Below are 24,437 nucleotides of genomic sequence, written 5' to 3' on the forward strand. Positions count from 1 at the left end.
AACTGCTTTGATCGTGCAGTGCAACAACTTTTCACACGGCGCGTGCCACGCCGTGACACAAAACCCCGGATTCGCGCCAAGCGCGGACACAGCTCCCGCCGACGGCGGGAGCCGGCCTGCCAGGGAAGGCCCCTGTCCGGGAGTTGGCGGTCAGGCCACGACCGGGCAGGCAGCCGCTGGCCACGCCAACGCGCAGGCCCGGCAGTCGCCGATCGGCGGCAGGACGCGATCGCGCCTCAGTCGGGCCGGGCGAACACCCCGAAACGGCGTGCGCGCAGGTGCAATGGCTGGCCCGGCGCGTAGTCGGGCACCCCCTCGCCCGCCGGCAGTTCCACCTCCACCTCGTCGTGGCCGTGCGCCAGTTGCGCGCGCAGGCGCAGCCGCGGGCCGCTGCGCTGGATCGACAGCACTGTCGCCGCCCAGCCGTCGCTGCCGGGCGCCAGGTCTTCCGGCCGCACGTACAGCTCGACCGGACCGCTGGACAGCGGCGTCGACGGCGCCGGCAAGGCCAGGCCGCCGACCTGCACCGCACCGTCGTGCAGACGCGCGGGCAGCCGGTTCACCGCGCCGACGAAGGCATAGACGAACGGCGAAGCCGGTTGCTCGTAGACCTGCGCCGGGCTGCCGATCTGCTCGATCCGGCCGCGGTTGAGGATCGCCACGCGGTCGGCCAGTTCCAGCGCCTCTTCCTGGTCGTGGGTGACGAACACCGTGGTCAGGCCGGTGCGTTCGTGCAGCTCGCGCAGCCAGCGCCGCAGGTCGCGACGGACCTGCGCGTCGAGCGCGCCGAACGGTTCGTCGAGCAACAGCACGCGCGGCTCGATCGCCAGCGCGCGGGCCAGCGCCACGCGCTGGCGCTGGCCGCCGGACAGTTGCGCCGGGTAGCGCCGCTCCAGGTCGTGCAATTGCACCAGCGCCAGCAGCTCCTGCACCCGCGCGCGGATGCGCGACTCGCTCCAGCGCGTCTCGCGGCGCACGCGCAGGCCGAAGGCGATGTTCTCGTACACGCTCATGTGCTTGAACAAGGCGTAGTGCTGGAACACGAAGCCGACCCGGCGCGCCTGCACAGACAGCGCGGTGGCGTCCTCGCCGTGGATCAGCACGCGTCCGCGGTCGGCGTGTTCCAGCCCCGCGATCACCCGCAGCAGCGTGGTCTTGCCGGAGCCGGACGGCCCCAGCAGCGCCAGCAGTTCGCCCTGGCGGATGTCCAGGCTGACGTCGTCGAGCGCGGCGAAATCGCCGAAGCGCTTGCCCAGATGCTGTACGCGGATGGTCATCGCAACCTCAGTGTCGGTGAGTGGCGGCCAGCGCCGCGCCGTGGCGCCAGTGCAGCCAGGACTTGACGGCGAGCGTCAGCAGCGCGGTCAGCGCCAGCAGGCTGGCGCAGGCGAAGGCCGCGCTGTAGGCGTACTCGTTGTAGAGGATCTCCACATGCAGCGGCAGCGTGTTGGTGCGCCCGCGGATGTGTCCGGACACCACCGACACCGCACCGAACTCGCCCATCGCCCGCGCACTGCACAACAGCACGCCATACAGCAGGCCCCAGCGGATGTTCGGCAGGGTCACCCGGCGGAAGGTCTGCCAGCCGCTGGCGCCCAGGCTCAGCGCCGCCAGTTCCTCGTCGTCGCCCTGCTGCTCCATCAGCGGCATCAGCTCGCGGGCGATGAAGGGGAAGGTGACGAAGGTGGTCGCCAGCACGATGCCCGGCAGCGCGAACACGATGCGCGGCAGATGCAGCGATACGTCGCCCAGCGGCGGCAGGTGCAGCCACACGCCTTCGTCGATCAACGGCCAGGCCCAGCCGTTGCGGCCGAAGATCAGAATGAACAACAGGCCGGCGACCACCGGCGACACCGAGAACGGCAGGTCGATCAGACTCACCAGCAGACGCTTGCCGGGGAAACGGTGCTTGCTGACCGCCCAGGCCGCGGCCACGCCGAACACCAGGTTCAACGGCACCACGATCGCCGCCACCAGCAGGGTCAGGCGGATCGCCGCCAACGCGTCCGGATCGGAGATCGCGCGCCAGAACACACCGGCGCCGCCGCGCAGTGCCTCGGTGAACACCAGCAGCAAGGGCAGCAGCAGGAACGCCAGCAGGAAGGCGAGCGCGCCGCCGATCAGCAGCCGCCGCACCCAGCGCGGCTCGTCGACCACCGAAGCCTGCACGTGCGCGGCGACGGCGGCAACGCCGGCCTGCCCGGGGACGTGCGCGGCCAGCGCGGACACGACCGACGCCATCACGCCACCGCCCTGCCGCGCCGCGCGAACCAGGCCTGCGCCCCATTCACCAGCAGCAGCGACAGCAGCGACAACAGCAGCATCGCCGCGGCGATCGCGCTGGCGCCGCCGTAGTCGAATTCTTCCAGGCGGATGGTGATGAGCAACGGCGCGATCTCGGTGGCATTGGGCAGGTTGCCGGCGATGAAGATCACCGAGCCGTACTCGCCGACGCCACGCGCGAAGGCCAGCGCGAATCCGGTCAGCACCGCCGGCCACAGGGTCGGCAGCAGTACCCGGCGCACCGTCTGCCAGCGCCCGGCACCGAGCGTGGCCGCCGCCTCTTCCAGTTCGCGCTCGGCCTCGGCCAGCACCGGCTGCACGATCCGCACCACGAACGGCAGCCCCACGAACACCAGCGCCACGACGATGCCCAGTGGCGTGTAGGCGACCTTGACCCCGCTCGCCCCGCTGACCTGCATCAACCCGACATAACCGACCAGCAGGCCGCCGACGCCCAGTGCGGCCAGGCTCAGCGCGGCGACCGTGCCGAGCAGGCGCTGCAGCACACGCAGCGGTGCCGGCAGCAGCGCCTGGCTACGCCGCAGCAGCGCGTAGCCGGTCGCCGCCAGCGCCAGCAGCAGCGCCAACCGCGGCCACCACCAGGCCAGCGTCGGCAGGCTGGCCGCCAGCGCCTGCGTCGGCTGCTCCAGCCAGCGCCCGATCCAGCCGTTGCTGCCGTACAACGCGGTCAGGGCGATGCCGGCCACCGCGGTCGGCAGGGCAAACGGCAGATCGATCATCGCGTCGAACAGACGCTTGCCGGGAAAGCGATAGCGCACGAACACCCACGCCACCCAGGTGCCCATCACCGCATTGAACGCGGCCGCGGCCAAGGCGGTGCCGAAACTCAGGCGCAACGCCGCCAGCACCCGCGGCTCGCTCCACACCCGCCACACGCCGTCCCAGCCCAGCCCGCTGGTCTTGAGCAGCACCGCGAACAAGGGGATCAGCACCACCAGTCCCAACCAGGTCAGGGTGATGCCCAGACTCAGCCCCAATCCCGGCATCACCCGGCGCTGGCGCGGTGCGCGGGCAACGGCGGCGGCGGTCACGGCCATCGCGTCACTTGCTCGCCTGGATCTGGTCGAACAGGCCGCCGTCGTCGAAGTGCGTGGCCTGCGCCTTGGCCCAGGACCCGAACGCCTGATCGATGGTGACCAGGCGCACCTTCGGCAGCCGCGCCAGATCGGCGCGATCGGCGTACTCGGGATGGCGCGGCCGGTAATAGTGTCTGGCCGCGATCTTCTGTCCTTCCGGCGAGTACAGGTACTTCAGGTATTCCTCGGCCACCGCGCGGGTGCCGTGCTTGTCCACGTTCTTGTCGACCAGCGCCACCGAGGGCTCGGCCAGGATCGACAGCTTCGGCACCACGATCTCGAACTTGTCCTGGCCCAGTTCCTGCTGCGCCAGGAACGCCTCGTTCTCCCAGGCCAGCAGCACGTCGCCGATGCCGCGCTGGACGAAGGTGGTGGTGGCGCCGCGCGCGCCGGTGTCCAGCACCGGCACGTTGCGGAACAGCGCGCGCATGTAGTTGAGGATGCGCTCGCGGTCGCCCTTGAAGATGTGGTCGGCGTAGGCCCAGGCGGCCAGGTAGTTCCAGCGCGCGCCGCCGGAGGTCTTGGGATTGGGCGTGATCACCGACACGCCGCTGCGCAGCAGGTCGGGCCAGTCCTTGATCCCCTTCGGATTGCCCTTGCGCACCAGGAACACGATGGTCGAGGTGTACGGCGCGCTGTTGTCGGGCAGGCGCGTGGCCCAGTTCGCATCGATCAGCTTGCTCTTGGCGGCGATCGCATCGACGTCGTAGGCCAATGCCAGCGTCACCACGTCCGCCTCGACCCCGTCGATCACCGCGCGCGCCTGCTTGCCGGAGCCGCCGTGCGAGGTCTCCACCGCGACCTGCTCGCCGGGATGCAGTTGCGCCCAATGCCTGGCGAAGGCGGCGTTGTAGTCCCGGTACAGCTCGCGGGTGGGATCGTAGGACACGTTGAGCAGTTGCGTCTCGGCGGCGGCCGCGGCCCCGGCGAACACGCACAAGGCGAGCGCGAGCAGCGGGCGCCAGCGGCGCGGCGGAAGGCTGGACATGGGCGGTTCTCCGAAAACACACAGGCCGACGCCGCGGCCGATACCCGCCGCGGACCATGACGCATGCTGCGCAGCGGCAGGCGGCGGGTGAAATGACTTCCCGGCAGCGGCTCATGCCATTTGTGCATGACGGCCGCGGCCGGCGCGGGCGTCGCGGTAACATCGCCGCTTCTTTCCGCCGCGCGTGCCCGTCATGACCGACTCCCACCTCACCCAGCACTACGCCGAGGAACTGGACGCGATCCGCGCCCAGGGCCTGTTCAAGTCCGAGCGCATCATCGTCGGCCCGCAGGCGGCGGAAATCGTCCTCGCCGACGGCCGCCGCGTGCTCAACTTCTGCGCCAACAACTACCTGGGCCTGGCCGATCATCCGGCACTGATCCAGGCCGCCAAGGACGCGCTGGACACGCACGGCTTCGGCATGGCCTCGGTGCGCTTCATCTGCGGCACCCAGGACCTGCACAAGCAACTGGAAGCGCAGATCGCCGCGTTCTTCGGCACCGAGGACACCATCCTCTACGCCGCCTGCTTCGACGCCAACGGCGGCCTGTTCGAACCGCTGCTGGGCGAGCAGGACGCGATCATCTCCGACGCGCTCAATCACGCCTCGATCATCGACGGCGTGCGCCTGTGCAAGGCCAAGCGCTTCCGCTACGCCAACTGCGACATGGCCGACCTGGAAGCGCAGCTGCAGGCGGCCGACGCCGCCGGCTGCAAGACCAAGCTGATCACCAGCGACGGCGTGTTCTCGATGGACGGCTTCATCGCTCCGCTGGACGAGATCACCGCGCTGGCGAAGAAGTACAACGCGCTGGTGCACATCGACGAATGCCATGCCACCGGCTTCCTCGGCGCCAGCGGCCGCGGCTCGGCCGAGGTCAAGGGCGTGCTGGACCGGATCGATATCGTCACCGGCACCCTGGGCAAGGCCATGGGCGGCGCGCTGGGCGGTTTCACCACCGGCCGCCGCGAGGTGATCGAACTGCTGCGCCAGCGCTCGCGGCCCTACCTGTTCTCCAACTCGCTGCCGCCGCATGTGGTCGCGGCCGGGATCAAGGCCTTCGCGATGCTCGACGCGGCCGACGACCTGCGCGCGCGCCTGGTCGAGAACACCGCCTACTTCCGCGAGCGCATGGGCGCCGCCGGTTTCGACATCAAGCCCGGCACCCATCCGATCTGCCCGGTGATGCTGTACGACGCGCCGCTGGCACAGCGCTTCGCCGAACGGCTGCTGGAGGAAGGCATCTACGCCATCGGCTTCTTCTTCCCGGTGGTGCCCAAGGGCCAGGCGCGGATCCGCACCCAGATCAGCGCCGCGCACACGCGCGAACACCTGGACCGGGCGATCGACGCGTTCACCCGCATCGGCCACGAACTGGGCGTCATCACCGCCTGAGATGCGCGCCGCGCTGCGCCAACGGCTGTTGCTGGCGGCGCAGACCGACGCCCAGGCGCAGCCTGCGGCTGGCGGTTGGCACAGCCGCTGCCTGCACTGCCGGCGGCGGCTGGATCTGCGCGGCGACGGCGAGCCGCTGGGCCACTGCTCGCTCGAGCACGTGGTACCGCAGGCCTGGTTCGGGCGCCGCGCCGCCGCGGCGCTATGCGCCCAGGTCGGCGACGACCCCAACGATGCACGGAACCTGGCACTGGCCTGCGCCGGCTGCAATCACGCCAAGGGCCGCCACCACGATGCACGCGGGCCGCAGGATGCGCGCGCCCGCGAGGTGGTCGCCGCCCTGCTCAGCGCGCGGTTGGCGCGCTGGCGCCCGCCGCCGGCGCCAACGCCGTGACTTCGGCGGCGCTGAGCTCGCGCCACGCGCCCTTGCCCAGGTCGCCCAGCACCAAGTCGCCGATCGCCACCCGCACCAGCCGCAGCACGTCCAGGCCAAGCACGGCCAGCAGCCGCCGGATCTGCCGGTTGCGGCCCTCGTCCAGCACCACTTCCAGCCAGGCATGGCGCTCGCCCTGGCGCAGCAGGCGCACCTGCCTGGCCCGCAGCGGTTCGCCGTCGTCGACCACGCCGGCACACATCCGTGCCAGCAGCGCCGCGTCGGGCACCGCGTCCACCTGCACGTGATAGGTCTTGTCCGGGCCGCTGCCCGGATCGGTCACCCGCGCCGCCCACTGCGGGTCGTTGCTGAACAGCAGCAGGCCCTCGCTGGCCTTGTCCAGGCGCCCGACCGGCGCCAGCCACGGCAGGCCGGCACCGTCGAAACAGCGGTACACGGTGTCGCGGCCGCGCTCGTCCTGCGCACTGGTGACCAGCCCGCGCGGCTTGTTGAGCATCAGGTACCGGCGCGCGGTGTCGGCCAGCGGCGTGCCGTCCACGGCCAGCCGGTGGCGGCCCTGCAGGATCGGGAATTCGGGATCGGTGACGATGCGTCCGTCGACGGCGACGCGGCCGGCGGCGATCCAGCGCGCGGCCTCGGTGCGCGAGCACAGGCCCAGCTTGGACAGGGTGCGGGCCAGGCCGTGGCGCGGCACGGCCGGCGTGGCGCTGCGCGCGGGCGAGCGCGGACGCGCGGGCGCCGCCGGGAACGACGCCGGACGGCGGGAACGCGGCGGCTTGGCCCCTCGCACGGCGCGAACGGGCGCGGCCGCAAACGGCCGCGCGCCGGACTTACTGCTTGTTGGCGTCGGCCGGCGCCGGCGCCTCGGCGGCGGCAGCGGCAGGTGCAGCGGCCGGACGCGCCTTGACCACGCGCACGCCACGCGCCTTCATCCAGGCGTCGAACTCCTCGGCGGTCATGCGCTTGCCGTTCTGGCTCATGTCGAACCGCCACGGCGTGTTATCGAAGGCGGTGGCCGGCTTGTAGGCGGCCGGATCGTTCGGCTTCACCGCGCCCGGGGTGGCATTGGCCAGGCTCTGGCAGCCTTCGGCGCGCAGCCGCAGCAGCACGCGGTCCAGCGACTGGTCGCTGCTGTAGGACTGGGTCAGCACGCCGCTGGGCATGCCCAGCTGCACGTTGCGGCTGAACAGTTCCGAAGCGACCGGCGCGGCGACCGTGGCCGGCAGCGCCAGCGGCTTGGGCAGCAGATCGCCGGAGCAATCCGGTGCGGCGTGGGCCGCAGGAATCAGGGCGAGCGCGAGCAGGCTGGCCGTCACGATACGCAGCATCGGTTTTTTTCCATTCAGGCGAGTCGACGAGCGAGTGTAGGCAGGCCCCGGCGTGCTTTCAACTGTTACCGGCACTACACGCGCTAAATAATTGGGATTGCTGAAAAAATTCAGCTTGGACGCAGCCTCTACAACGGTCGGCGCACGGGCTCCGCGTAGGAGCGGCTTCAGCCGCGACGGGCGTTACCGGGAATGCCAGTCGCGGCTGAAGCCGCTCCTACAATCAAGACAAGACATCACGCCACGCCACGGCGATCACGCGTTATTGGAGGTGCCCTAAAGCCGCGCCTACAAAATCACGGCGAGGACAGCGCAATGCATGCCCACCCCACAAAAACAAAGCCCGGCACGAGGCCGGGCTTTGCTTGAGACTGGAAGCGTCCGATTAGTTCTGGACGTTCAGCTCGGTACGACGGTTCTTGGCACGGCCTTCCGGATTGTCCGAACCATCCGGGTTGGTGTTCGGAGCAATCGGACGGCTCTCGCCGTAGCCGATCGGACCGACCAGACGCGAAGCGTCCACGCCGTTCTTGGTCAGGTAGTCGTACACGACGCGGGCGCGGCGCTCGGACAGCTTCTGGTTGTAGGCTTCGGTACCCTTCGAGTCGGTGTGACCGGCAACCTCGACGCGCAGGTCGGGGTAACGCTTCAGGATCTCGGTGGCCTCGCCCAGGATCGCCACGGCGTCCGGACGCAGGTTCGCCTTATTGAAGTCGAAGTTGACGCCCTTCAGGTCGATCGACACCGGCACCGGGCAGCCGTCCGGACCGATGGTCTGGCCAGGCTGGGAGTTCGGGCACTTGTCGTCGCAGTTGTTGACGCCGTCACCATCGTCGTCCAGGTCGGCGCAGCTCGGCGCAGCGGCCGGCGGCGGCGGCGGGGCGACCGGGGCAGCCGGCGGCGGGCCCAGCGGGATCACGACGCCGACCGAAGCCAGCACGTCGCCGAACCAGTTCTGCGACGGAGCGGCAACGCTCTGGTCGTCGAAGTCAGCGCGGTAGGCCACTTCGGCACGCACGGCAACGCGCTTGTCGAAGGTGGTCTGCAGACCGACGCCGGCCTTGGCGGCAAAGTTGCCGTCCTTGCGCTGGCCCGGGGAGACCGGACCGCCGGTGTCGAACTCTTCTTCCGAGCGCTGGTAGCCCAGGCCGAACAGCAGGTACGGGTTCCAGCCGCGGCCTTCCTGGATGAAGTGGCGACGCAGGTCGAACGAGATGCCGTACTGGCTCCAGTTCAGGTCCTGGTTCTTGTCGAAGTTCGGGTTCTGATAGTTCAGTTCACCGTCCAGCGACCAGTTCGGGTTGATGAACTTGCCCAGGCCCAGGGTGACGAACGGCGCATCGTTGGTGGTGCGGTCCTTGTCCTGGAAGTTGAAACCAGCCGAACCGGTCAGGTACCAGCGGTCGTCGAATTCCTGCGCGGACGCTGCCTGGGCGACGGCCAGACCGCCCAGCAACGCGGCGGTGAGAATTTTCTTGTTCATTAATACAACTCCTTGTTTCGGGGAGATAGAAACCGGTAGAGGCATGGTTCAGTACAGATGTCTCGTCACATCCAGACGGCCGTTTCCGCACGCCATCGCCGCGCACATTATGCGCGGCATAGTGAAGATGGCGTTAACGAGCACGTAACATGTGAAAGTCAACGCCAGTCCACGCCGGGCCGTGGATACACCCTATACAGCTTGATGAAATCCCGCAATGCGGCGGGCAGATGACCGTTTGCGGTCGTAGACAAGGACCCACAAGGCGACCCAGGTCTCACCGCGGCCGCGCCCACGGCGGCGGGTCGGCCAACTCGGCCTGCATGAACTCGACGAAGGCCCGCACCCGCGGCGGCACCAGCCGGCGCTGCGGCATCACCGCGTGAATGCCGGTCTCGGCCAGCGGGTAGTCGGCCAGCACCTGGCGCAGCCGCCCCTGGCGCAGGTCCTCGGCCACGTGCCATTCCGAATGCAGGGCGATGCCCTGCCCGTTGACCGCGGCATCGCGCAGCACCTCGCCGAAGTTGGTCTCCAGCGGCCCGGCCACGCGGACGGCGATTTCGCCGTCGGCTCCCTGCAGCCGCCAGGTGTCCTGGCGGCCGTCGCTGCCGGTCAGCAGCAGGCAGGCGTGCGCGGCCAGGTCGGCCGGCGTGGCCGGGGTGCCGTGGCGGCGCAGGTAGTCGGGCGAGGCGCAGAGCATGCGCCGATTGCCGGCCAGGCGCCGCGCGACCAGGCTGGAGTCGCGCAGGGTGCCGATGCGGATCGCCAGGTCGAAGCCTTCGCTGACCAGGTCGACGACGTTGTCGCTCAGGTGCACGCTCAGCCGCACCTGCGGATGCAGCGCCATGAAGCGCGGCAGCAACGGCGACACATACAGGCGGCCGAACGCCGCCGACATCGTCACCCGCAAGGTGCCGGCGGCGGCGACACCGGCCTGGCGCAGGCCGCCGGCCAGCGATTCCAGATCCTCGACCAGCGGCCGCCCCTGCTCGGCCAATTGCAGGCCTTCCGGGGTCGGGTGCAGACGCCGCGTGGTCCGGTGCAGCAGGCGCACGCCGAGCGCGCGCTCCAGCCGCTGCAGCCGCTGGCTGGCCACCGCCACCGACAGGTCCAGGCTGCGCGCGGCGGCGCTGATCGAGCCGAGGTCGAGCACGCGCAGGAACAGGGCGATATCGCCGATCCGGTCCATTGTGTGGATTCCATTGAAAGTCGTTCAATATTTTTACTGTTTTTGCTGAAGACATGCAGGCCTAGGCTGCCGTCCTCCCGCCACTTCCGGAGCCGCCGCATGGCCGCCTCGCTCGCTCCACCTCCCCAGCAACCCGCTGCCGGGCGCACGCCGCTCGCGCTGTACGCGCTGACCGCCGGCGCGTTCGGCATCGGCACCACCGAGTTCGTGATCATGGGCCTGCTGCTGCAGGTCGCCGCCGACCTGCGGGTCAGCGTCCCCGCCGCGGGGCTGCTGATCTCCGGCTATGCGCTGGGCGTGTTCCTCGGCGCGCCACTGCTGACCGTGGCCAGTCGGCGCTGGCCGCGCAAGCGGGTGCTGCTGGCGCTGATGCTGGTGTTCACCGCCGGCAACCTGGCCTGCGCGCTGGCGCCGAGCTATGCAGCGCTGATGGCGGCGCGGGTGGTCACCTCGCTGGCGCACGGCACCTTCTTCGGCGTCGGCGCGGTGGTCGCCACCACCCTGGTGCCGCCGCAGCGCAAGGCCTCGGCGATCTCGACCATGTTCACCGGCCTCACCGTCGCCACCCTGCTCGGGGTGCCGGCCGGCGCCTGGCTGGGCCTGCACCATGGCTGGCGCGCCACGTTCTGGGCGGTGGCGGCGATCGGCGCCCTGGCCACCGTGGTGATCGCCGCACTGGTGCCTGCCGACCGCGATGCCACGCCGGCACCGCCGCTGCGCGAGGAACTGCGCGCGGTCGGCCGCGGCCCGGTGCTGCTGGGCCTGGCGACGACAGTGCTGGGCTACGCGGGCGTGTTCGCCGTGTACACCTACGTGCAGCCGCTGCTGACCCAGGTCACCGGCGTGGCCGACAGTGCGGTGTCGCCGCTGCTGCTGGTGTTCGGCGTGGGCATGATCGTCGGCAACGTGCTCGGCGGACGCCTGGCCGACCGCCGCCCGCGGCAGGCGCTGCCGTTGAGCCTGGGCGTGCTGGCGGTGGTGCTGGCGGCGCTGACCCTGGCCTTGCCGTCGGCGCCGGCGATGACGCTGGGTATCGGCCTGCTGGGCGTGGCCGCGTTCGCCACGGTGGCGCCACTGCAGGTGTGGGTGCTGGGCAAGGCCGGCGAGGCCGGCCGGCATCTGGCCTCGAGCCTGAACATCGGCGCGTTCAACCTGGGCAATGCGCTGGGCGCCTGGCTCGGCGGTCTGGTGCTCGGCCACGGCGGCACCCTGTCGCAACTGCCGTGGGTGGCGGCGCTGCTGACCCTGGCCGGGCTGGCGGTGGCGCTGGGTGCGCTGCGGCTGTCGCCGGCCACTGCCAGCCCCGCGGCCAGCACCGGCGCGGGCTGCGCCGCGGGCGGTACGGCATGAGCCGGGCGATGGCGACGGCCGCGCTGGCGACGGCACTGCTGGGCACCCTCGCGCTGCCGGCCGAGGCGGCGCCGCGCGACTGGGTCGCGACCTGGCAGGCCAGCCCGCAACCGCTGTGGGCCGCGGACTTCCCGTTCCCGACACAGACGCCATTCCACCTATGGCGGCAGACCGTGCGCCAGGTGGCGCGGGTCAGCCTGGGTGGCAGCGAGGTGCGGGTGGAGCTGAGCAACGCCTATGGCGACACGCCGCTGCACATCGGCGCCGCCTCGCTGGCCCTGGCCGGCGACGGCGCCGCGACCCTGCCCGGCTCGCAACGGCCGCTGCGCTTCGGCGGCAAGACCGAGGTGACCGTGCCGCCGGGCGCGCCGGTACTCAGCGACCCGGTGGCGCTGAGCGTGCCTGACCTGGCCCGGCTCAGCATCAGCCTGTACCTGCCGCAGCCGACCGCGCCGTCGACCTTCCACTGGGAAGGCCTGCAGAGCGCATGGCTGGCCGCGGGCGACCGCACCGCCGACGCCACCCTGGCCGACGCCACGGCGCTGCCGGTGCGGCTGTTCGTCAGCGGCATCCAGGTGCGCCGTGCCGATGCGGCCGGGGCGGTGGTGGCGCTGGGCGATTCGATCACCGACGGCGCCGCCTCGACACCGGGGCAGGACCGACGCTGGCCGGACCAGTTGGCCACGCGGCTGGCGGCACAGCGGGTGGCGGTGCTCAACGCCGGCATCTCCGGCGGCCGCGTGCTGCGCGACCGCATGGGCCGCAACGCGCTGGCGCGGCTGGACCGCGACGTGCTGGCGCAGCCCGGCGTGCGCACCCTGATCCTGTTGATGGGCATCAACGACATCAGTTGGTACGCCACGCCGTTCGCACCGGACGATGCGCCGGTATCGGCCGAGGACCTGATCGCCGGCTACCGGCAGGTGCTGCAGCGCGCGCAGGCACGCGGCCTACGGGTGATCGGCGCCACCCTCACCCCGTTCGAGGGCGCGCTGCCGGACTCGCCGATCCCCGGTTACTACAGCCCGCAGAAAGAGGCCGTGCGCCAGCAGGTCAATGCCTGGCTGCGCGCGGGCAACGGCTTCGACGCGATCCTGGATTTCGATGCCCTGTTACGCGACCCCGCGCATCCGGCGCGGATGCGCGCGGATTTCGACTCGGGCGATCACCTGCATCCCGGCGACGCCGGTTACGCGGCCATGGCCGAGGCCGCCGCGCAGTTGCTCGGCGCCGACGCAACCGCGCGCCCTCCTGCTCACGCCACGGCAGACGCGGCCGACGCCGCCGCCGCGGCGCGCTGACGCCTTCTCTCCCCCTTCCCCACCATCAGGAGTGTTCCATGGAATACCGTCATCTCGGCGCGTCCGGCTTCAAGGTCCCCGCGCTCAGCTTCGGCACCGGCACCTTCGCCGGCACCGATCCCTTCTTCGCCACCTGGGGCAACTCGGACGTGGACCAGGCGCGGCGCCTGATCGACATCTGCCTGGAGGCCGGCGTCACCCTGTTCGACAGCGCCGACGTCTACTCCGGCGGCGCCGCCGAATCGGTGCTGGGCGCGGCGATCAAGGGCCGCCGCGACCAGGTGCTGCTGTCGACCAAGGCCGGCTTCCGCTTCGACCGCGCCGCAGCCAACAGTGTCGGTTCCTCGCGCTTCCACTTGGTGCGCGCGGTGGAAGCGGCGCTGACCCGCCTGGGCACCGACTACCTCGACCTGTTCCAGTTGCACGGCTTCGACGCGCACACGCCGGTGGAGGAAACCCTGTCCACGCTCGACGACCTGGTGCGCGCGGGCAAGATCCGCTACCTGGGCGTGTCCAACTTCTCCGGCTGGCAGTTGATGAAATCGCTGGCGGTGGCCGACCGTCACGGCTGGTCGCGCTATGTCGCGCACCAGGCCTATTACTCGCTGATCGGGCGCGACTACGAAGAGGAACTGATGCCGCTGGGCCTGGACCAGGGCGTGGGCGCGCTGGTGTGGAGCCCGCTGGGCTGGGGCCGGCTGACCGGCAAGCTGCGCCGTGGCCAGCCATTGCCGGAGAGCAGCCGCCTGCACGACAAGGCGGTCACCGAGGCCGGCCCGCCGGTGCAGGAAGAGCGCCTGTACCGGGTGATCGACGCCTTGGAAGCCATCGCCGCCGAAACCGGCCGCAGCGTGCCGCAGATCGCACTGAATTGGCTGTTGCAGCGACCGACGGTCAGCAGCGTGATCATTGGCGCACGGACCGAAGACCAGTTGCGGCAGAATCTGGGGGCGGTCGGCTGGACCCTCGATCCCGCCCACGTGCAACAGCTGGATGCGGCCAGCGCCGCGGTACCGGCGTATCCGTACTGGCACCAGCGCGGCTTCGCCGAGCGCAACCCGCGGCCGGTCTGAGCCGCGGCCGTGCCCTCCTTTCCTTCACGTCCAGGAGCCTCCATGAAAGCGGTCGCCACCCTCCATCCCCTGCCGATCGACGATCCGCAGTCGCTGCACGACCTCGACCTGCCGACGCCGCCCGCGCCCGCCGGCCACGACCTGCTGGTGCGGGTGGAGGCGGTGTCGGTCAATCCGGTGGACACCAAGGTTCGCGCCAAGGGCGCGAGCGACGGCCAGCCCAAGGTGCTGGGCTACGACGCCGCCGGCGTGGTCGAGGCGGTCGGGCCCGAGGTCGACGGCTTCGAGCCGGGCGACGAGGTCTACTACGCCGGCGACATCACCCGCGCCGGCAGCAACGCGCAATACCAACTGGTGGATGCGCGCATCGTCGCGCGCAAGCCGGCGACGCTGGACTTCGCCCAGGCCGCGGCGCTGCCGCTGACCACCCTGACCGCCTGGGAGCTGCTGTTCCAGCGCATGCCGTTCGACTTCGACGACGAACACAACCGCGGCCGCCGCCTGCTGGTGATCGGCGGCGCCGGCGGGGTCGGCTCGATCGCGATCCAACTGGCGCGGCATGCCGGCTTCGAGGTGATCGCCACCGCCTCGCGGCCGCAGACCCGCGACTGGTGCCTGCAACTCGGCGCGCACCACGTGATCGACCATCGCCAGGAACTGGCGCCGCAGCTGCAGGCACTGGGCATCGACCAGGTGGACGCCGCATTGAACCTGGCCGATACCGACCGCTACTGGCAGGCGCTGGGCGAACTGCTGGCGCCGCAGGGCCACCTTGGGCTGATCGTCGAGCCGAGCGGTCCACTGCACATCGGCGACCCATACAAGGCCAAATGCATCGGCATCCACTGGGAAATGATGTTCGCGCGCGCCCGGTTCCGCACCGAGGACATGATCGAACAGCACCGCATCCTGGCACGCACCGCCAGCCTGGTGGACGCAGGCGAACTGCGCACCACCCTGACCGAGACGCTGCACCCGATCAACGCCACCACCCTGCGCGAGGCACACCGGCGCCTGGAGTCGGGCAGCACCATCGGCAAACTGGCGCTGGTCGGCTGGGGCTGAGCGGCGTCGCAGCGATCGGACATTGTGTGGCCGTCCCGCGCTGCGTACGGCGGTCGTCGGCTATGCATGACCGTGACCCGGTAGTTCTGCCGTTGCGGTTGCTGTTTCTGTTGCCGTTGCGGTTGCTGTTGCTACAGCTCTTGCCTCGGCTTTTGCTGTGCTTTTGATCTACCGGGTCCCCTCGGCGCGGCAGACGCGGCGGGGAAAAACCCGAAGGGCGGCGCACATGGATGTGCGCCGTTCGCGGCAGGGGCAGGATGCCCCTTCCGCGAATCCCCGTCGTGGCTGCGGACCCGGAGCGCGCAGCGCGGAGGGCGCGCTGCGGGGTGTGCTTTCTTTTGGTTACTTTTCTTTGCACAAGCAAAGAAAAGTGACCCGCGCCAGCGGAAGCTGTTGCCGTTGCTTCAAAGCTTCATGCTTCAAATCCCAGCGCCATAGCCAAGGCAACCTCAACGTCAATGTAAAGGCACGTCAAGGCAACGCCCCTCTTGCCCTAGCCCAGGTTTCACGGCACCCTGCGCCCTTCCGTACGCCTGCGTATCCACGCCATGTCGCCCGCCCCCGGCCAGCCCGACCCCACCCCCACCGCCTACCCGCACCTGTTCGCCCCACTGGACCTGGGCTTCACCCAGCTGCGCAACCGCATCCTGATGGGCTCCATGCACACCGGCCTGGAGGACCGCGCCCGCGACTTCCCCAAGCTGGCCGCGTACTTCGCCGAGCGCGCCGCCGGCGGCGTCGGCCTTATCGTCACCGGCGGCTTTGCACCGAACGTGGTCGGCTGGCTGAAGCCATTCGGCGGCAAGCTGTCCTGGCCGTGGGAAGTGCGCCCGCATCGGCAAGTGACCGCCGCAGTGCACGCACACGGCGCCAAGATCTGCCTGCAGCTGCTGCATGCCGGGCGCTACGCCTACCACCCCCTGTCGGTGGCACCGTCGAAGCTCAAGGCGCCGATCAACCCGTTCACTCCGCGCGCACTGTCGGCGCGCGGCGTCGAACGCCAGATCGACGCCTATGCGCACGCCGCGAAACTGGCGCGCGAAGCCGGCTACGACGGCGTCGAGGTGATGGGCTCGGAAGGCTATCTGATCAACGAGTTCATCGCCCCGCGCAGCAACCGCCGCAACGACGCCTGGGGCGGCGACGCGGCCAAGCGCATGCGCTTCGCGGTGGAGATCGTGCGCCGCATCCGCGCCGCCTGCGGGCCGGACTTCATCATCGTCTACCGGCTGTCGCTGGTGGACCTGGTCGAGGACGGCAGCGACTGGCAGGAGATCGTGCTGCAAGCGCAGGCGATCGAGGCGGCCGGCGCAACCCTCATCAATTCCGGCATCGGCTGGCACGAGGCACGCGTGCCGACCATCGCCACCTCGGTGCCGCGCGCGGCGTTCGCGGCGGTGACGGCCAAGCTCAAGCCGCACGTGCGGCTGCCGCTGATCGCCACCAACCGCATCAACATGCCCGACGTGGCCGAGCGCATCCTCGCCGGCGGCGGCGCCGACATGGTGTCGCTGGCGCGGCCGCTGCTGGCCGACCCGGAATGGGCGAACAAGGCGCAGCGCGGCCAGGCGCAGGCGATCAACACCTGCATCGCCTGCAACCAGGCCTGCCTGGACCATGTGTTCGAGAACAAGACCGCCAGTTGCCTGGTCAATCCGCGCGCGGCCGCCGAGACCGAACTGAACTACCTGCCGACCCGCGCGCCCAAGCGCATCGCCGTGGTCGGCGCCGGCCCGGCCGGCCTGGCCTGCGCCACCGTGGCCGCGCAACGCGGCCACCGCGTCACCCTGTTCGACAGCGCCAGCGAGATCGGCGGCCAGTTCAACGTGGCCAAGCGGATTCCCGGCAAGGAGGAATTCCACGAGACGCTGCGCTACTTCCGCCACCAGCTCGGCGCCACCGGCGTGGAACTGCGCCTGCAGACCACCGCCGATGCGGCGCTGCTGGCCGACTTCGACGAGGTGGTGCTGGCCACCGGCATCGTGCCGCGCACGGTGGACTTCCCCGGCGCCGACCATCCCAGCGTGGTCAGCTATCTGGACGTGCTGCAGGGCCGGGTGCAGGCGGCGGACAAAGTCGCGATCATCGGCGCCGGCGGCATCGGCTTCGATGTCGGCGAGTTCCTGGTGCACGCCGGTGAGTCGACCGCGCTGGACCCGGCGCGGTGGATGGCCGAGTGGGGCGTGGACCCGCAGTTCGAAGGCCGCGGCGCGCTGTGCAAGCCGCGCCCGGAGCCGCCGGCGCGCAGCGTGTGGCTGCTGCAGCGCAGCCCGGGCCGGCCCGGCGCGCGGCTGGGCAAGACCACCGGCTGGATCCATCGCGCCACGCTCAAGGCCAAGGGCGTGACCATGCTCGGCGGCGTCGAATACCTGGGCGTGGACGACAGCGGCCTGCGCATCCGCGTGGACGGCGCCGAGCAACTGTTGCCGGTGGGCACCGTGGTGGTCTGCGCCGGCCAGGAACCGCGCCGCGACCTGCAGGCGGCGCTGCAGGCCGCCGGCCGCAGCGCGCACCTGATCGGCGGTGCCGATGTCGCCGCGGAACTGGATGCCAAGCGCGCCATCGCCCAGGGCAGCCGGCTCGCAGCGCAGTTGTAGGGCGTGCACTGACCTGGTAGGCCATCGGCGACCATCGCGGGCAGGTCGCGTCGAGGCACGCGGCGCTCTGTCGGGCACAGTCGGCGATCGCCCTCGATCCCGGCATGCGCAGGCCCGGGTCACCCGCGGCAGTCAGGCCCGGCGCCCGTCACCGACAGGCCTGAAATTCTCAACGCGCCGCGCAGGGGAACGCGTCGTGCAGCGCCTGCTCCACCGGAACCGCCGCGCGCTGCCGCAACTGCGCCGGCGGCAGCGCGGCGAGCGCGGTGAACACGCGATCGACCAGTTCGTGCGTCAGCACGCCCTGCGCGCCAGCGCACCACTGCCTGCCTTCGCTGGCGTCGGCGACGCCGGCGATGTACAGCCGCGCCAGCGCGCCGGCCTGCGCGCGGCGCTGTTCGACACTGCCCGCGAGTGGCGTCGCCGCGGCCTGCGCATCGCCGCGCAGCAGCCGCAGCAGATCGGCGGCGGACAGCTGATACACCGCCTGCGGACGCGCGGCCACGGACGCGACGGCAGGCGCAGCGAAGGCGACAAGACACAGGCACAGCAGCCGGGGCAATGACCATGACAGCGACATCGACGAACTCCTCGAACGACGGGGACCAGCGCCTTCGATCCTAGCAAGCCGGCGCGGCGGACTTGGTGCTGTCGCATCGCGCGGCTATAAGCCTGGGCATGCCGCGCCCCTCGCCCCTGCCCGCCCTGCCCCGCCTGCCGCAAACGGCGCTGGCGGCGTATGCCGGCGCGCATTTCGGCAAGAGCCTGCTGTGGTACGCCGGCGAACTGCTGCTGATCTACTCGCTGACCGAACACGCCGGCCTGCGCGCGATCACCGCCGGGCTGGTGCTGGCGCTGGGCCTGCTGCTCAGCGCTGCGATCGGCCTCGGCGCCGGCTGGGGCCTGCGCCGGCGCCTGCGCGATGTGCGCAGCGCCGGGCGCCTGCAATGGCACGGCCTGGCCGCCGCGGCGCTGGCGCTGCTGCTGGTGTTCGCCGCACCCTTGCTGCCGCCGCCGTGGCGGCTGGGCTATGTGCTGGCGGTGAGCCTGCTGTTCCGGCTGGCCTACGCCGCCTGCGACGTGGCCCAGAACACCTTGCTGAGCCTGGCGCAGTGGCCCTGGCGCGGCCACGACGGCGCCAGCGCGCTGCGCCTGGCCGGCAGCGGCGCCGCGGCGTTGCTGATCAGCAGCGTGGTCGGTGCGGTGCTGGCGCGCGGGACCGATGGCGGAAGCCTGGCGCTGCAGGCCAGCGCGGTGCTGGCGGCGGTGGCGATGCTGTGCGCCTGGCAGTTGCAGCGGGTGCTGCACCATCACGCCACTGCGCACCCGACACCGGCCGACGCCACCGCCGTGATCGCGATCGACCGAGCGCCCTCGTGGCGCGCGATTCCCTGGCAACCGCTGGCACTGATCGCGGCGGTCTCGCTGACCCTGCCCGCGTTCACCAAGCTCGCCCCGTATGTGGCCGCCTACGGCCTGCTTTCGCCCGGCTGGGGCAGCGCGGTCCTGATCGCCTATGCGCTCGGCACGGTCCTGGTGCAGCCGCTGGCTGCGCGCTGGGGCCGACAGCGCACGCCGACGCAACGGCTGGCCTGGCTCGGCAGCGCCCTGTTGCTGTGCGCGCCGCTGTTCGCCCTGGCGTTGCCGGCGCAGCCGCTGCTGAGCCTGGCCGCGGCGGCCTGCATCGGCGCCATCGGTGGCAGCGCCGGACAATTGGTCTGGGCCTGGCACGCGCAGTGCACCGCGACCCGTGCGGTCGCCGAGCACGCGTTGTGCTTCGCCGCGCTGACCGCCGCCGCGCAGGTCGCCCTGGCCGCCGGCGTGGTGCTGATCGGCGTGCTGCTGGATGCGCTGGCCTACCGCGACGGACACTGCCTGCTGCTGTGCTGGGCGATGGCGGCCGGCCCGCTGCTGTGCGGGGCGCTGTGCCTGCTGCTGGCCTTGCTCACCGGACGCCGCCGATCGCTCCCGATCGGTGCCGGCATGGCAGCGAACGCCAGCAGCGGCTGAGACATCGGACGCTGCGACGCCACGGGCGAGCATCCGGCCCGAATCCTCCGCGACACGGCGCCATGTCGCTGGCTTGAACGCGGCGCACCGCGCACGCGCGTGTCTCAGGCGAAAAACGCCTGCTGCAACGGCATCAACGCCGCGCCCAGGGTCACCGCGTCGCCGACGGTGCGGGCGATGCACAGCTGCGGCAGCGGCGGCGCCAGGCCGTGGCGGTTGGGTGCGCGCGGGATGCGGATGCGCTCGATCAGGCGTGCGCCGATCGCCGCCGGCAGGCGCCCGCCGATCACGATCGCCTGCGGATCCAGCGCATAGGCCAGATACGCGCACAACTGCGAGAACGGTGCCTCGGCCATGTCCAGCCAGGCGTCCACGCCCGGGGTGTGCGCGTCGATCGCGCCGAGCATCTGCTCGACCCCGGCATAGTCCTGGCCGGCGGCGCGCACCAGCGACAGCAGCGCATCCAGGTTCGGATAGGCCATGCCGCCGACGGTCCAGATGCCGCCGAACTCGCCGGCATTGCCGCGATAGCCGCGGAACAGCCGGCCATCGGCGATGATGCCGCCGCCGAAGCCGTTGGTGAGGTGCAGGTAGACGAAGTCGCGGCAGTCGCGGCCGACCCCGTACAGGCTCTCGGCCACCGCCGCCGCCGCGCCATCGTTCTCGATGGTGACCGCGCAGCCCAGGGCGTCTTCCAGGATCGGCACCAGGTCCACCTGGGTCCAGTCCTCCAGCGCCGGCGGTCCGGCCATCTGCCGGCCCTGCCCGGTGAAGAACGCCGAAATCGCCATGCCCATGCCGACCACCCGCGCCGGATCCACCCCGGTCTCGGCCAGCAACTCGGTGCGGAACCGCTGCAATTGCGCCAGCACCGGCGCGCGGCGCATGTCGGCCAGGCCGAGGCGGCGCTGGCCGCGCACGGTGCCGGCGAAATCCACCAGCGCCAGCGCCACCACGTCGCCCATCAGGCCGATGCCGAAGGCGTAGGCGTAATCCGGCGCCAGCCGCACGTCGACGCTGGGATTGCCGCGGCCCTCGGCAGCGCGGGCGCTGAGCTGGACCATGCGGTCCTGCACGAAGCCCTGCAGCAGGCGCGCCACGGTGGGCTGCGACAGAGCCAGGTCGCGGCTCAGCGCCGCCTGGGTCTGCACCCCGGTCTTGAACACACGATCGAGCAATTGGCGGCCGCCGGCACTGACGCGCGGCGGGAAATCGGGATGCGGCATAGGCGGGCGCAAAGCGTGATGGATGCACGAACCACAACAACCTAGCACGTGGACATCTAAGTTTCATACATGGTAAATAGTATTAACCCCACATTCTTTTACTGGGGGTCTTCATGCGTACCGTTCATCCGCACCCGAGCCTGCTGGCACTGGCGCTCGCGTCCATCCTCGGCAGCGCCGCGACCGTCCATGCCGCGGACGCGCCAGCGCCCCCGGCCGACGCCACCACCACGCTGGACCAGATCGTGGTCACCGGCACGCCGCAGGGCCAGTCGCAGAAGGACGCCCCCTTCGCGATCAGCGTGGTGTCCAAGGAACGCCTGGAGCGCAGCACCCCGAGCAGCAGCGTGGACATGTTGCGGGCGGTCCCCGGTTTCTCCGCCGAACCCTCCGGCGGCCAGGGCGGCGGCCAGAATCTCTACGTGCGCGGCCTGCCGGCGGGCGGCTGGTACTACGTGCAGTACCAGGAAGACGGCCTGACCCTGTTCGACGAGCCGCAGGAAAGCTTCTTCAACGTCGACACCCTGTTCGCGCTGGACATGATGACCGAGCGCCTGGAAGTGGTGCGCGGCGGCACCTCGCCGTTGTTCGCGACCAACGCGCCGGGCGGCACGGTCAATGCCATCACCCGCCACGGCACGGCCACCCCAGAGGGCGCTGTACGCATGAGCGTCGGCAGCGACGGCCTGCGCCGCGAAGACGCCTACAGCGCCGGCCCGCTCAGCGAGAACGTGCTGTACAGCATCGGCGGCTACCAACGCAGCGACGACGGTCTGCGTCGCACCGGCTACACCGCCGACCAGGGTGGCCAGCTGCGCGGCAACCTGACCTTCCTGATGGGCGATGCGATCCTCGACGTCGACGCCAAGTACCTCAACGACCGTACCGCCTTCTACAACCCGATCCCGCTGGCCGACCCGCGCAACCCGTCGCAATCGCTGTCGGCGCTGATCGATCCGCTGGACGGCACCCTGCTGTCCAACGACCTGCGCCATACCACCGCGCTGAGCTTCGACGGCAACGGCCCGCTGGCACGCAACCTCGACCTGGCCGACGGCATCCACACCAAGGTCAAGCAACTCGGCACGCACCTGGAGTGGGACCTGGGCGACGGCCTGACCCTCAACAACCGCATGCGCTTCGTCGACGCGGACGTGGACTACACCGCGCTGTTCTCCGGCGCCGCGCCCTACGACGCCAGCGCCTATCTCAACACCCAGCTCGGCCGCGCGCGCAGCGGCTTCGGCGCGCGGGTGGCGCGGGTCGGCTACGTCGCCACCCGCAACGGCGCCGCCTACGATCCGGCCGCGGCCGACGGCCTGGTGCTGGAGAGCGGCCTGTGGAATGCGCGCACCCATCTGCGCACGCTGTCCGACGACCTGCGCCTGAGCAAGGCGTTCGACGACACCGCGCTGGGCCAGCACACGCTGACCGCCGGCCTCAACGTGCAGCACTTCGAATATCGCCAGGACCGGCTGCAGAACACCGTGCTGACCACGCTGCAGAACAACGCGCAGCGCCTGGACGTGCTGGCCTACGACGCCGCCGGCAACGTGGTCGGCTCGGTCACCCAGAACGGCTTCGTGCGCTACGGCAATGGCGTCACCAGCGGCTTCGCCAACGGCACCTACCTCTCGCCGTACCTGTGGGATTCGGTGCGCTTCGGCCGCCTCGGCCTGGATGCCGGCGTGCGCTACACCCGCTACAACGCCAACGGCGGCGTCTACGCCAACACCACGCGCAATCTCGGCGATCCGACCACGCTGGCCGACGACAACGTCGGCGGCCTCAGCGGCGCGTTCAGCCCGCGCACCGATCATCGCCATGCCACGCAGTGGACGCTCGGTGCCGAGTTCGCGCTGACCCCGCAGTTGCAGACCTTCGCCCGCTACACCCAGTCGCAGCGCCTGCCGCGGCTGCAGAACGTCTACCAGACCCAGAACGCGGACGTCACCGACATCGACCAGGCCGAGGCCGGCCTGCGCGGCAGCTTCGGCGACAGCTTCTCGTTCTCCACGGTCGCCTTCTGGAGCCGCTTCAACGATCTGTCGATCAGCGCCATCGTGCTCGACGGCAGCGGCGCGGTGCAGAGCCTGGCGCTGGTCGGCAAGACCCGCACCCTGGGCCTGGAGTCGGAGTTCACCTGGCGGCCGCTGCCCCTGTTCGGCATCACCGGTTCGGCCACGCTGCAGGATCCGCAGACGCGTGGCCTGAGCAACGCGACCAGCGGCCTCAGCTACGGCAACCTGGACGGCAAGCAGATCTCGCGCATCCCGAAGTTCATGGCGTCGATCAGCCCGACCCTGTACTTCGACATCGACGGCCGGCCGCTGGAACTGTCGGCCACCGCCTATCGCATGGGCCAGCGCTACGTCGACTACACCAACGCCACCGCCCTGCCCGCCTATACCACCTACGACCTGGGCCTGTTCGCGCGGTTGAGCGCGCACCTGGAACTGCAGTTGCACGCGGCCAACGTCGGCAATGCGCTCGGCCTGACCGAGGGCAATGCGCGCGTGGACACGCTGTCCGGCCAGGGCACCGCCGACGCGATCTACGCGCGGCCGATCTTCGGCCGCAACTACAACGCGTCGCTGACCTGGAGATGGTGAGCATGCGCTGCCGGAGACTGCTGATGAGCGCCGTGCTGTCGATGCCGGTGCTGGCCATGGCGGCAACGCCGAGCCTGCCCGACCGGCTACGCGACCCGCATGGGCCGGCGCTGGTGGTGTCGCACCGCGCCTGCTGGACGTTCGCCTCGGAGAACACCCTGGACGGCATCGCCGCGTGCATCGCGTGCGGCGTGGACATGGTCGAGATCGACGTGCGCACCACCCGCGACGGCGCGCTGGTGCTGATGCACGACGAAACGGTGGACCGCACCACCGACGGGCACGGCGCGGTGGCCGATCTGGACGCGGCGCAGATCGCCGCCTTGCGCGTGCGCAGCCGGGGTGGTGGCCGCGACAGCACGCTCACCGCGCGGCATCCGCCGACGCTAGCGCAGGCGCTGGCCGTGGCGCGCGGCAAGGTGCTGGTGAACCTGGACGTCAAGGCCGCGGCGCTGGACCAGGTGATCGACGCGGTGGAAGCGGCCGGCGCGCAACGCGACGTGCTGCTCAACGTGCCGCTGGACGTGCCCGACGCGGTATTGCAGCGCGCGCGCAAGGCCGACATCGCGGTGCAGGCGCTGTACCTGCAGCGCGAATCGACGCTGCCGCCCGAGCAGGCCCTGCGCCGCGCCGCCAGCTTGCAGCCGGCGGTGGTGCAGCTGATGTTCGACGACCCGGTGGTGCTGGACATCGCGCAACGCGAACTGGCGCCGCACGCGCGCCTGTTCGTCAACACCATGACCAACGACATCGCCAGCGGCAGACCGATGCGGCTGTCGGCGCACTACACCGACCAGCGCGCGCTGCGCGATCCCGCCGCGGTCTGGGGCGGGCTACGCAAGCATGGCGTCAGCATGATCCAAACCGACGAGCCGTTGGCATTGCAACGCTACCTGCACGGCGCGGACACGCCACGGTAGCCGGCCTCGGTCCAAATCCCGGCGACACCACGCGGAGGCCCACGCAGGGTGTCGCCAGGAGTCCAGTTTCAGACGGGTGGCATGCAACGCCAGGACGATGCCCGTCGCTTCGAGCATTGCGCTGC

20 protein-coding genes are annotated in these 24,437 nt (G+C 70.8%); 10 read left to right on the plus strand and 10 right to left on the minus strand.

What is annotated here, in order from left to right; genetic code table 11:
* Positions 1 to 236 precede the first annotated feature (236 nt).
* The 4 genes from AC1PMG_RS16715 to AC1PMG_RS16730 are packed head-to-tail and all read right to left on the minus strand — an operon-like array spanning position 237 to position 4,368.
* Positions 237 to 1,277, minus strand: a complete 1,041-nt coding sequence (locus AC1PMG_RS16715) for a sulfate/molybdate ABC transporter ATP-binding protein (protein WP_481109614.1) — start codon at positions 1,275 to 1,277, stop codon at positions 237 to 239.
* Positions 1,278 to 1,284: 7 nt separating this feature from the next.
* A complete protein-coding gene (cysW, locus tag AC1PMG_RS16720) occupies positions 1,285 to 2,241 on the minus strand; it encodes a sulfate ABC transporter permease subunit CysW (protein WP_481109615.1) in 957 nt (318 codons plus the stop codon).
* Positions 2,241 to 3,341, minus strand: coding sequence for an ABC transporter permease subunit (locus AC1PMG_RS16725; protein WP_481109616.1), 1,101 nt, complete (start codon positions 3,339 to 3,341; stop codon positions 2,241 to 2,243). The genes cysW and AC1PMG_RS16725 overlap by 1 nt, the downstream gene beginning before the upstream one ends.
* A gap of 4 nt (positions 3,342 to 3,345) precedes the next feature.
* Entirely contained in the window at positions 3,346 to 4,368 is a 1,023-nt protein-coding gene (locus tag AC1PMG_RS16730; RefSeq protein WP_017917609.1) for a sulfate ABC transporter substrate-binding protein, read from the minus strand.
* A gap of 193 nt (positions 4,369 to 4,561) precedes the next feature.
* Here AC1PMG_RS16730 and kbl point away from each other — a divergent pair, with 193 nt between their 5' ends.
* Together kbl and AC1PMG_RS16740 are read left to right on the plus strand one after the other, a co-directional pair.
* Complete coding sequence (gene kbl, locus AC1PMG_RS16735) at positions 4,562 to 5,764, plus strand: glycine C-acetyltransferase (protein WP_481109617.1); 1,203 nt, start codon at positions 4,562 to 4,564, stop codon at positions 5,762 to 5,764.
* Between the two features lies 1 nt (position 5,765).
* Positions 5,766 to 6,158, plus strand: a complete 393-nt coding sequence (locus AC1PMG_RS16740; protein WP_209031972.1) for an HNH endonuclease — start codon at positions 5,766 to 5,768, stop codon at positions 6,156 to 6,158.
* Here the strand turns inward: AC1PMG_RS16740 and AC1PMG_RS16745 are convergent.
* The 4 genes from AC1PMG_RS16745 to AC1PMG_RS16760 all read right to left on the minus strand — a co-directional run bounded on the left by AC1PMG_RS16745 (position 6,109) and on the right by AC1PMG_RS16760 (position 10,158).
* Positions 6,109 to 6,948 carry a pseudouridine synthase gene (locus tag AC1PMG_RS16745; protein WP_481109618.1) on the minus strand — a complete coding sequence of 280 codons (840 nt, stop codon included), beginning with the start codon at positions 6,946 to 6,948 and terminating at the stop codon, positions 6,109 to 6,111. The genes AC1PMG_RS16740 and AC1PMG_RS16745 overlap by 50 nt on opposite strands.
* A 40-nt stretch (positions 6,949 to 6,988) precedes the next feature.
* Positions 6,989 to 7,486 (minus strand): hypothetical protein, encoded by a 498-nt coding sequence (locus tag AC1PMG_RS16750; protein WP_148829683.1) that lies wholly within the window; start codon positions 7,484 to 7,486, stop codon positions 6,989 to 6,991.
* Between the two features lie 385 nt (positions 7,487 to 7,871).
* On the minus strand, positions 7,872 to 8,969 hold the full coding sequence (locus AC1PMG_RS16755; RefSeq protein WP_160966123.1) for an OmpA family protein: 1,098 nt from the start codon (positions 8,967 to 8,969) through the stop codon (positions 7,872 to 7,874).
* Between the two features lie 277 nt (positions 8,970 to 9,246).
* The gene (locus AC1PMG_RS16760; protein WP_481109619.1) at positions 9,247 to 10,158 is read right to left on the minus strand and encodes a LysR family transcriptional regulator; all 912 of its coding nucleotides are present in this window, start codon (positions 10,156 to 10,158) and stop codon (positions 9,247 to 9,249) included.
* Between the two features lie 99 nt (positions 10,159 to 10,257).
* On the opposite strand from AC1PMG_RS16760, the gene AC1PMG_RS16765 reads away from it, so the two are divergent.
* From AC1PMG_RS16765 to AC1PMG_RS16785, 5 genes are all read left to right on the plus strand, one after another.
* The gene (locus tag AC1PMG_RS16765) at positions 10,258 to 11,508 is read left to right on the plus strand and encodes an MFS transporter (RefSeq protein WP_481109620.1); all 1,251 of its coding nucleotides are present in this window, start codon (positions 10,258 to 10,260) and stop codon (positions 11,506 to 11,508) included.
* Entirely contained in the window at positions 11,505 to 12,809 is a 1,305-nt protein-coding gene (locus tag AC1PMG_RS16770; RefSeq protein WP_481109621.1) for an SGNH/GDSL hydrolase family protein, read from the plus strand. The genes AC1PMG_RS16765 and AC1PMG_RS16770 overlap by 4 nt, the downstream gene beginning before the upstream one ends.
* Positions 12,810 to 12,847: 38 nt before the next feature.
* A complete protein-coding gene (locus AC1PMG_RS16775) occupies positions 12,848 to 13,882 on the plus strand; it encodes an aldo/keto reductase (RefSeq protein ID WP_481109622.1) in 1,035 nt (344 codons plus the stop codon).
* A gap of 42 nt (positions 13,883 to 13,924) precedes the next feature.
* On the plus strand, positions 13,925 to 14,947 hold the full coding sequence (locus tag AC1PMG_RS16780; protein ID WP_481109623.1) for a zinc-binding alcohol dehydrogenase family protein: 1,023 nt from the start codon (positions 13,925 to 13,927) through the stop codon (positions 14,945 to 14,947).
* 548 nt (positions 14,948 to 15,495) lie between these two features.
* Positions 15,496 to 17,544: an oxidoreductase gene (locus AC1PMG_RS16785; RefSeq protein ID WP_481109624.1), complete on the plus strand. Its 2,049-nt coding sequence runs from the start codon at positions 15,496 to 15,498 to the stop codon at positions 17,542 to 17,544.
* Between the two features lie 169 nt (positions 17,545 to 17,713).
* On the opposite strand, the gene AC1PMG_RS16790 is transcribed toward AC1PMG_RS16785, so the two are convergent.
* Positions 17,714 to 18,124 carry a Rap1a/Tai family immunity protein gene (locus AC1PMG_RS16790; RefSeq protein ID WP_481109625.1) on the minus strand — a complete coding sequence of 137 codons (411 nt, stop codon included), beginning with the start codon at positions 18,122 to 18,124 and terminating at the stop codon, positions 17,714 to 17,716.
* A 98-nt stretch (positions 18,125 to 18,222) separates the two neighbouring features.
* Here AC1PMG_RS16790 and AC1PMG_RS16795 point away from each other — a divergent pair, with 98 nt between their 5' ends.
* Positions 18,223 to 19,554, plus strand: a complete 1,332-nt coding sequence (locus AC1PMG_RS16795; RefSeq protein ID WP_481111697.1) for an MFS transporter — start codon at positions 18,223 to 18,225, stop codon at positions 19,552 to 19,554.
* 104 nt (positions 19,555 to 19,658) lie between these two features.
* On the opposite strand, the gene AC1PMG_RS16800 is transcribed toward AC1PMG_RS16795, so the two are convergent.
* Entirely contained in the window at positions 19,659 to 20,780 is a 1,122-nt protein-coding gene (locus AC1PMG_RS16800) for an ROK family protein (RefSeq protein ID WP_481109626.1), read from the minus strand.
* 113 nt (positions 20,781 to 20,893) lie between these two features.
* Between AC1PMG_RS16800 and AC1PMG_RS16805 the strand changes: the two genes are divergently transcribed.
* Positions 20,894 to 23,392, plus strand: coding sequence for a TonB-dependent receptor (locus AC1PMG_RS16805; RefSeq protein WP_481109627.1), 2,499 nt, complete (start codon positions 20,894 to 20,896; stop codon positions 23,390 to 23,392).
* A 23-nt stretch (positions 23,393 to 23,415) separates the two neighbouring features.
* Positions 23,416 to 24,312 (plus strand): glycerophosphodiester phosphodiesterase family protein, encoded by an 897-nt coding sequence (locus tag AC1PMG_RS16810; protein ID WP_481109628.1) that lies wholly within the window; start codon positions 23,416 to 23,418, stop codon positions 24,310 to 24,312.
* Positions 24,313 to 24,437: the final 125 nt, after the last annotated feature.

This window comes from Xanthomonas sp. NCPPB 2250, from assembly GCF_056725265.1.

Excerpts from the sequence above, each read along its gene's own strand:
- AC1PMG_RS16715 (WP_481109614.1), bottom strand. The coding sequence starts at position 1,277 with ATGACCATCCGCGTACAGCATCTGGGCAAGCGCTTCGGCGATTTCGCC.
- cysW (WP_481109615.1), bottom strand. The coding sequence starts at position 2,241 with ATGGCGTCGGTCGTGTCCGCGCTGGCCGCGCACGTCCCCGGGCAGGCC.
- AC1PMG_RS16725 (WP_481109616.1), bottom strand. The coding sequence starts at position 3,341 with ATGGCCGTGACCGCCGCCGCCGTTGCCCGCGCACCGCGCCAGCGCCGG.
- AC1PMG_RS16730 (WP_017917609.1), bottom strand. The coding sequence starts at position 4,368 with ATGTCCAGCCTTCCGCCGCGCCGCTGGCGCCCGCTGCTCGCGCTCGCC.
- kbl (WP_481109617.1), top strand. The coding sequence starts at position 4,562 with ATGACCGACTCCCACCTCACCCAGCACTACGCCGAGGAACTGGACGCG.
- AC1PMG_RS16740 (WP_209031972.1), top strand. The coding sequence starts at position 5,766 with ATGCGCGCCGCGCTGCGCCAACGGCTGTTGCTGGCGGCGCAGACCGAC.
- AC1PMG_RS16750 (WP_148829683.1), bottom strand. The coding sequence starts at position 7,486 with ATGCTGCGTATCGTGACGGCCAGCCTGCTCGCGCTCGCCCTGATTCCT.
- AC1PMG_RS16755 (WP_160966123.1), bottom strand. The coding sequence starts at position 8,969 with ATGAACAAGAAAATTCTCACCGCCGCGTTGCTGGGCGGTCTGGCCGTC.
- AC1PMG_RS16760 (WP_481109619.1), bottom strand. The coding sequence starts at position 10,158 with ATGGACCGGATCGGCGATATCGCCCTGTTCCTGCGCGTGCTCGACCTC.
- AC1PMG_RS16765 (WP_481109620.1), top strand. The coding sequence starts at position 10,258 with ATGGCCGCCTCGCTCGCTCCACCTCCCCAGCAACCCGCTGCCGGGCGC.
- AC1PMG_RS16770 (WP_481109621.1), top strand. The coding sequence starts at position 11,505 with ATGAGCCGGGCGATGGCGACGGCCGCGCTGGCGACGGCACTGCTGGGC.
- AC1PMG_RS16775 (WP_481109622.1), top strand. The coding sequence starts at position 12,848 with ATGGAATACCGTCATCTCGGCGCGTCCGGCTTCAAGGTCCCCGCGCTC.
- AC1PMG_RS16780 (WP_481109623.1), top strand. The coding sequence starts at position 13,925 with ATGAAAGCGGTCGCCACCCTCCATCCCCTGCCGATCGACGATCCGCAG.
- AC1PMG_RS16785 (WP_481109624.1), top strand. The coding sequence starts at position 15,496 with ATGTCGCCCGCCCCCGGCCAGCCCGACCCCACCCCCACCGCCTACCCG.
- AC1PMG_RS16790 (WP_481109625.1), bottom strand. The coding sequence starts at position 18,124 with ATGTCGCTGTCATGGTCATTGCCCCGGCTGCTGTGCCTGTGTCTTGTC.
- AC1PMG_RS16795 (WP_481111697.1), top strand. The coding sequence starts at position 18,223 with ATGCCGCGCCCCTCGCCCCTGCCCGCCCTGCCCCGCCTGCCGCAAACG.
- AC1PMG_RS16800 (WP_481109626.1), bottom strand. The coding sequence starts at position 20,780 with ATGCCGCATCCCGATTTCCCGCCGCGCGTCAGTGCCGGCGGCCGCCAA.
- AC1PMG_RS16805 (WP_481109627.1), top strand. The coding sequence starts at position 20,894 with ATGCGTACCGTTCATCCGCACCCGAGCCTGCTGGCACTGGCGCTCGCG.
- AC1PMG_RS16810 (WP_481109628.1), top strand. The coding sequence starts at position 23,416 with ATGAGCGCCGTGCTGTCGATGCCGGTGCTGGCCATGGCGGCAACGCCG.